Source organism: Mesorhizobium amorphae, from assembly GCF_014843845.1.
In the GTDB taxonomy this organism is placed as follows: domain Bacteria; phylum Pseudomonadota; class Alphaproteobacteria; order Rhizobiales; family Rhizobiaceae; genus Mesorhizobium; species Mesorhizobium amorphae_A.
Genome location: NZ_JHQS01000102.1, coordinates 1 through 1,030 on the forward strand (window position 1 = coordinate 1; position 1,030 = coordinate 1,030).

General features: G+C 63.5%; 1 protein-coding gene. It reads left to right on the top strand.

All coding sequences use genetic code 11. The annotated features are described in order from the left end of the window. Positions 1-71: 71 nt before the first annotated feature. Positions 72-1,020, top strand: a protein-coding gene (locus tag DH08_RS30205; RefSeq protein ID WP_192182908.1) for an IS630 family transposase whose coding sequence is annotated in 2 segments (ribosomal slippage) — positions 72-407 and positions 409-1,020 — 948 coding nt in all. Because the reading frame shifts where the segments join, the coding sequence is not laid out codon by codon here. Positions 1,021-1,030 lie beyond the last annotated feature (10 nt).

A 1,030-nucleotide genomic window follows, 5' to 3' on the forward strand; every position in this document is an offset into this window, starting at 1 on the left:
GAATCGGAAGGGATTCCGTTTTAGGGTGATCTGTGATTCAAGATGCTGGCTGGATTGGAGGCCAGCATCGGATGACGGCACCTCTTTCCAACGATCTTCGTCAGCGTGTTGTTGCGGCAGTTGAGGCAGGCGAGAGCTGCCGGTCGGTTGCGGCTCGTTTCGGCATTGCCGTGTCGTCGGCGGTGAAGTGGTCGCAGCGCTACCGGGCGAGCGGGTCTGTTGCGCCCGGCAAGATGGGCGGCCACCGCAAGCGTGTTCTGGAGCCGCACCGGGTGTTCATCGCGGAGCGGATCAACCAAACGCCGCATCTGTCGCTGCATCGGCTGAAGGACGAGCTTGCGGCGCGCGGCGTGAAGGTGTCACACGACGCGGTGTGGCGGTTCCTGCGGCGCGAAGGTCTGCGGTTCAAAAAAAACGCTGTTCGCCCTTGAGCAGGCGCGCGCCGACATTGCGCGGCGGCGACAGCGCTGGCGATCCTGGCAGGCCGGCCTCGATCCGAGGCGCCTGGTCTTCATCGACGAGACCTGGATCAAGACCAACATGGCGCCACTGCGCGGCTGGGGACCGAAAGGCAAGCGCCTGCGCAGCTTTGCTCCGCACGGCCATTGGCAAACCCTGACCTTCCTCGGCGCGCTGCGCTGCGACCGGCTCGCCGCACCCTGTGTCTTCGACGGGCCGATCAATGGCCAATGCTTCCGCGCCTATGTCGAGCAGCAGCTCGTGCCGGTGCTCGAGCCCGGCGACATCGTTATCATGGACAATCTCGGCTCCCACAAGTCGACCGCCATCCGTCAGATGATCCGGGCCGCCGGCGCACGGCTCTGGTACCTGCCGCCCTACTCGCCCGACCTCAACCCGATCGAGCAGGCCTTCGCCAAGATCAAGCACTGGATGCGCCTCGCCCAAAAGCGAACCAGCCAAGACGCATGGCGACACATCGGACACCTCGTCTCAACCATCCAACCCCACGAATGCTGTAACTACTTCGAAAACGCCGGATATGCTTCCGTCAAAACCTGAAAGGCTCTAG